6 protein-coding genes and 1 pseudogene are annotated in these 5372 nt (G+C 66.3%); 4 read left to right on the forward strand and 3 right to left on the reverse strand.

Features of this window, described 5'->3' with window-relative positions; genetic code table 11:
• A pseudogene (locus BDIM_RS18035) lies at window positions 1-201 on the reverse strand (hypothetical protein); the annotation flags it as partial.
• A 55-nt stretch (window positions 202-256) separates the two neighbouring features.
• On the opposite strand from BDIM_RS18035, the gene BDIM_RS12050 reads away from it, so the two are divergent.
• From BDIM_RS12050 to BDIM_RS12060, 3 genes are all read left to right on the forward strand, one after another.
• A complete protein-coding gene (locus BDIM_RS12050; protein ID WP_040346036.1) occupies window positions 257-586 on the forward strand; it encodes a DUF1491 family protein in 330 nt (109 codons plus the stop codon).
• A gap of 180 nt (window positions 587-766) precedes the next feature.
• Window positions 767-1147 (forward strand): hypothetical protein, encoded by a 381-nt coding sequence (locus BDIM_RS12055; protein ID WP_003165872.1) that lies wholly within the window; start codon window positions 767-769, stop codon window positions 1145-1147.
• A 65-nt stretch (window positions 1148-1212) separates the two neighbouring features.
• Window positions 1213-2856: a DUF1570 domain-containing protein gene (locus tag BDIM_RS12060; RefSeq protein WP_003165873.1), complete on the forward strand. Its 1644-nt coding sequence runs from the start codon at window positions 1213-1215 to the stop codon at window positions 2854-2856.
• Between the two features lie 12 nt (window positions 2857-2868).
• On the opposite strand, the gene BDIM_RS18040 is transcribed toward BDIM_RS12060, so the two are convergent.
• The gene (locus BDIM_RS18040; RefSeq protein WP_003165874.1) at window positions 2869-3009 is read right to left on the reverse strand and encodes a hypothetical protein; all 141 of its coding nucleotides are present in this window, start codon (window positions 3007-3009) and stop codon (window positions 2869-2871) included.
• 158 nt (window positions 3010-3167) lie between these two features.
• Here BDIM_RS18040 and BDIM_RS12065 point away from each other — a divergent pair, with 158 nt between their 5' ends.
• A complete protein-coding gene (locus BDIM_RS12065) occupies window positions 3168-4796 on the forward strand; it encodes a peptide chain release factor 3 (RefSeq protein ID WP_003165875.1) in 1629 nt (542 codons plus the stop codon).
• A 3-nt stretch (window positions 4797-4799) separates the two neighbouring features.
• Here BDIM_RS12065 and BDIM_RS18045 read toward each other — a convergent pair.
• A partial coding sequence (locus tag BDIM_RS18045; RefSeq protein WP_040346039.1) for an SDR family oxidoreductase occupies window positions 4800-5372 on the reverse strand: 573 nt, incomplete at its 5' end.

Genomic DNA, 5372 nt, shown 5'->3' on the forward strand with positions numbered 1-5372 from the left:
TCCGCGCGCCTGCAGGGTCGCCGCCTCCAGCGCCTGGGTCAGGCGCGGCTCGAACAGGCGGCACTTGTCCTGCGCCGCCCGCACGAAGGCGCGCTCATAATAGACGTCGCCGGCAGCCGTCGCCGTCCCGGCCGCGAGGGTCAGGGCGACGATCGCGGCCAGCGTTCTGCTGACTATGCGGGGCGACGGCGCTATCTTCATGGCCCCACCCTAGCCGCCGCCGGTTCCGGGTCCGTGTCCAAACAGGGTGAACCAATTGCTTCTTTCCACTGACGTCTGGGTCGGCGCACTGATCCGCCGCGCCGAGTTGGAGGGCGCCAACGCCGTGGTGGTGAAGAAGGGCGACGCCCGCGCCGGGGCCGTCATCGTCAAGGCCTATGACACCGCCGCCCGCACCGCCCGTCTGTGGACCGAGGCGACCAGCCAGGACGGCGAGCCCCTGTGGATCCAACCCGTCGCCAGCGAGACCGAGAGCGAACTGGACGCCTATCTGGATCGCCAGCGCCGCTATGACCCCGACCTCTGGATCGTCGAGATCGAGGACCGCCAGGGCCGCCACTTCCTGACCGAGAAGACGCAGGACTGACGCCCGCTCTCTCGATAGCCGACAGGGTCGCGCAAACCGCCCTCAAGCAGCGCAAGGCGCGTTAGGGCCGCTCAAAATGGTAACCGGCCCGTTCACCGCGTTCGTGAACCGGACCGCAAGCGCAGGCGCCCTACAACCCGACGCCTGGGGCCAGAACGGTCCTGCGAGCGGACGCGGTCCATGCTGTTTCTCTTGAACGATGTCGTCTTCGATCTGGACGAGGCCTGCCCGGCCCCGAGCCACGACGTGCGTCGGTTCGAGAGCCTGTCCTTTGACTATGTGCTGGAGATGGGCTGCGAGCTGTTCGCCGAAGACCCGCTGCTGCACCGGACCGACCCGGCCCGCGCGCGTCGTCTGGCCTGGCTGATCGCGCACAAGGCGGAAGGCGTCAACGCCGCCCTGTTCGCCGCGCCCGAAAAGGCTTGCGCCCCCGAACTGGTCGAGCCGCGTTTCTGCGCCTTGCCCGAGGTCGTTCTGCACCACCTGCAACAACGCGCCCGCCGCGGCGCCCTGAACGCCGCCACGGCGGACAAGGCGGTCTGGAGCCGTCTGGCCGCCTAGGGACTTCCATAGAACACCGTCGTTCTTTAGGTCATCTCCTTCAGACTCGGAGGGGACGAGAGGCGATGAACAAGAAAACGCGGTTTCATCTGACGCGCGGTGCTGCGCTAGGCGCGGCGATTGCTCTGGGAAGCCTCGCCTCGTCGCCAGCCATGGCCGAATGGCGTCGGGCCGAAACCGAACACTTTATCGTCTATGGCGACGCCTCTGAGGGCAGTCTTCGGCGCTACGCTCAAAAGGTCGAGCGTTTCGACGCCCTGCTGCGAACCTACTATCCCATCCAGACCGACCTTGAGATCCCGAAGCTGGAGATCTTCATGGCCGAGGGACGACGGGACATGAACCGCATGTCCCCCGGCATCAGTGCAGGCGTCGCAGGCTATTATTCGCCCAATAGCGGCCGCATCTATACGGTTGTCGATATGCGCAGCTCGATGGGCGACGTCGTCGTCTTCCACGAGTATGCGCACCACTTCATGTTTCAGATGAAGGCAAACGCTTACCCGTCGTGGTTCGTCGAAGGCTTCGCAGAGTACTACTCCACCGCCAGCCTTACCGATGAGCGCATCCAATTCGGGCGACACGACCCCGGCCGCATGAACTCCCTGACCGGAGGCTTCAACTCCTGGGCCAAGATGGAGGATGTGTTGAAATGGCGCATCTCGGATTCCGGGCGATTCCCCGCGCACCTTTACTATGCCCAGTCCTGGGCCATGACCCATTACTTCATGAGTACGCCCGAACGCACCCAGATGCTGGGACGATACCTGGCCGCTGTGGCCGGCGGCGAGGACTCCGTCGACGCCATGCAAGCGGCGACAGGCCGGACTGCGGCTCAACTTCAGGATGACGTTTGGCGCTATGTATCCGGCCCCATCAATATGGTGTCGCCCCAGATCGCGATCACGCATCCTGAGGTGACGATCAGCAGCATGTCGAAGGCTGAAGGCGACGCCATCTGGTTGGATGTTCGCCTTGATAATGCGCCGATCAAGCCTCCCGTCGAGGAAGCGGCCGACGAGGACACGCAGACGGAGGCGCAGAAGGCGCGCCGGGCTCGAGATCGGCGACAGGCTAACGAGAACAGGATCGAACTCATCCGCTCGGCCTTCGCCACGGGCGAGCGCCACGCGGACTCCGACGTCGGCCGGTTGCTGACGGCCCGAGCCCACCGGCTGTCACAGCGCCCCGATCTGGCGCTGGCGGCGCTGGCCCCCGGCCTTGACGACCACACGACCAACGCCAACGTCTTGCGGGTCGCCGCCCTGGCCCTGCTGGATCAGACCGAGTCGGCGGCCTCCGTCGACGACGCCAACGACCTTCGCCGTCAGGCCGCCGCCTATCTAGCCCGGGCCATAGATTCTGAACCGCTGGATTTCCGCATCTATCTGGGCCTGAACGACGTACGGCGCGGGCAGCCCCGCTATCCGACGGACAACGACATCTCCACGCTGGAGGTCGCCTGCGCCTTGGCTCCGCAGTCGTTCGACTGCCGCACTCGGCTGGGGCACGCCTATATGGCGCGCGAAATGAATGCTGAAGCTATCGCAGTCCTGACGCCGGTGTCCAACAGCCCGCACTCCAGCGGTTACAAGCGTCAGGCGCGGGCCATGATCGATCGTGCACGGCAAGCATTGGGCCAAGCCCCGCTTGAAGCGACGGGCGAGCTCGAGGAGGCCGACGAAACGTCTGTGTCCGACGCAGCCTGACCTGACTGTGCTCTAGAGCAGGATGCCGAACACCGTGTGCACCAACGCCGCCGCCAGGACGATCAGGGCGAACCCGGCCAGAAAGCAGACCAGCGGATGAATCTTGCGCTCGTTCTGTACAGGCGCGACCTTGCCTGGATGGGCCAGAGCCATGACGTTTCCCTTCCCTCGTGCGGCGGACTCATGGCCCGCCGTCTCCCGAAAACGAGCATGCCTCGAATAACCCTCATACGCGAAGGGTCTCTCACGGCATCGTGAACGTCGACAATTGAGCCCCGGCGCGGTAGGTCGCGCGTCCTAAAGGAAGCTCCATGTCCAAACTGACTCTCGCTCAGGAGGCCGACCGCCGTCGGACCTTCGCCATCATCGCCCACCCGGACGCCGGTAAGACGACCCTGACCGAGCACATCCTGCTGGCGGGCGGCGCCGTGCGCGCGGCCGGGGCGGTCAAGGCGCGCGGCGAGAACCGCCGGGCGCGCTCGGACTGGATGAAGATCGAGAAGGAGCGGGGCATTTCGGTCACCGCCTCGGTCATGACGTTCGAACACGACGGCAAGATGTTCAACCTGCTGGACACGCCGGGCCACGAGGACTTCTCGGAAGACACCTATCGCACCCTGACCGCCGCCGACTGCGCCATCATGGTGCTGGACGCCGCCAAGGGCATCGAGCCGCAGACGCTGAAGCTGTTCGAGGTCTGCCGCCTGCGCGACATTCCGATCATCACCTTCATCAACAAGCTGGACCGCGAAGCCCAGGATCCGATGGCCCTGCTGGACGAGATCGCCTCGCGCCTGCAGTTGGACCCCGCCCCCATCTGGTGGCCGGCCGAGAGCGGCAACCGCCTGCGCGGTCTGGCCGAGGTCGGCGGCCAGGGCCGGTTCCAGCCCTACACCCGCAAGACCTCCGACAACGACGGCGAACACCCCGCGCCCCTGCCCTTCGCAGACGCCGCCGCCTTCTTCGAAGGCACGGAGCAGGCTGACATGGTCGATGCGCTGGAGCTGGTCGAGGCGGGCTATAAGCCGTTCGACCGTCAGGCGTTTCTGGAAGGCCATATGACGCCCGTGCTGTGGGGCTCGGCCCTGCGCCACTTCGGCATCGAGGAACTGCTGAAGGCCATCGGCGAATGGGCCCCGTCGCCCAAGACCATGACCGCCCGCAAGGAGGCGCCGCCGGAAACCCGCAACGCCCCCGCGCCCGAAGACATCACCGTCGAGCCGAGCAAGGACGAAGTCACCGGCTTCGTCTTCAAGGTTCAGGCCAATATGGACCCCAACCACCGCGACCGCATCGCCATGTTCCGCATGGCCTCGGGATCGTTCAAGCGCGGCATGAAGCTGAAGGTGCAGAACACCGGCAAGCAGTTGTCGGTGAACGCCCCCATCATGTTCTTCGCCTCGGACCGCGAACTGGCCGAAGAGGCCTATGCGGGCGACGTCATCGGCATTCCGAACCACGGCGTGCTGCGCGTCGGCGACAGCCTGTCGGAGAGCGGCCTGGTGCGCTTTGCGGGCCTGCCCAACTTCGCGCCGGAAATCCTGCAGCGCGTCCGCGTCAAGGATCCGCTGAAGGCCAAGCACCTGCAGAAGGCGCTGGTCGGTCTGGCCGAGGAAGGCGTGACCCAGCTGTTCCGCCCGGAACTGGGCGCGGACTTCATCGTCGGCGCCGTAGGCCAGCTGCAGTTCGAGGTCATGGCCGACCGCCTGGGCGAGGAATACGGCCTGGACGTCGTCTTCGAGCCGTCGCCTTACGCCGAGGCCCGCTGGGTGTCGGGGGCAAAGGCCGACCTTGAGGACTTCGCCGGAAAATACCGGCCCCAGATGGCCGCCGACATCGACCAGAACCCGGTCTTCCTGGCCAAGTCGGCCTGGGAGACGGGCTATGTCTCCGAGCGCTTCCCCAAGGTGACCTTCACCAAGACCAAGGAACGGGGCTGATCCTCAGGTCTTGGTGATCGACACCCCGCCGTCGACCAACATGGCCGTCCCGGTCATGAAACTGGAGGCGTCGGAGGCCAGGAACAGGGCGGCGCGGGCGATCTCGTCCGGGCTCGCCATCCGCTTCAGGGCGTGCATCCCTTCGACGAAGGCGATGATCTCGGGCGTGTGGGCGAACTCGCGCCCGGCCTCGGTGTCCGTGCCGCCGGGCAGCAGGCAGTTGCTGCGGACGCCTTTCGCTCCATATTCGGCGGCGATGACCCGCGACAGGCCCACCAGCCCCGCCTTGGCCGCCGCATAGGCCGCCATGCCCGGCATGCCGATGGCGTGGCCGACAAAGGTCGAGGTGAAGATCAGCGACCCGCCGCCGCGCGCCAACAGGGCCGGGATCTGATGCTTGGCGCCCAGGAAGGCGGCCGTCAGGTTCAGGTCCAGCGTGTCCCGCCAGCGCTCTGGCGCGATCTCATGCGTCGGCTCATTGGCGCCGATGGCCCCGGCGTTGTTCAGGGCGATGTCCAGCCCGCCGAACCGTTCGACCGCCGCCTGCACCAGCCGCTGGGCCAGAGCCTCGTCGCG

The sequence above is a fragment of the Brevundimonas diminuta ATCC 11568 genome (assembly GCF_000204035.1).
GTDB lineage: Bacteria > Pseudomonadota > Alphaproteobacteria > Caulobacterales > Caulobacteraceae > Brevundimonas > Brevundimonas diminuta.

Bases quoted from the DNA above. Each gene is read 5' to 3' on its own strand.
- BDIM_RS12055 (WP_003165872.1), top strand. From the start codon at position 767: ATGCTGTTTCTCTTGAACGATGTCGTCTTCGATCTGGACGAGGCCTGC.
- BDIM_RS12060 (WP_003165873.1), top strand. From the start codon at position 1,213: ATGAACAAGAAAACGCGGTTTCATCTGACGCGCGGTGCTGCGCTAGGC.
- BDIM_RS18040 (WP_003165874.1), bottom strand. From the start codon at position 3,009: ATGGCTCTGGCCCATCCAGGCAAGGTCGCGCCTGTACAGAACGAGCGC.
- BDIM_RS12065 (WP_003165875.1), top strand. From the start codon at position 3,168: ATGTCCAAACTGACTCTCGCTCAGGAGGCCGACCGCCGTCGGACCTTC.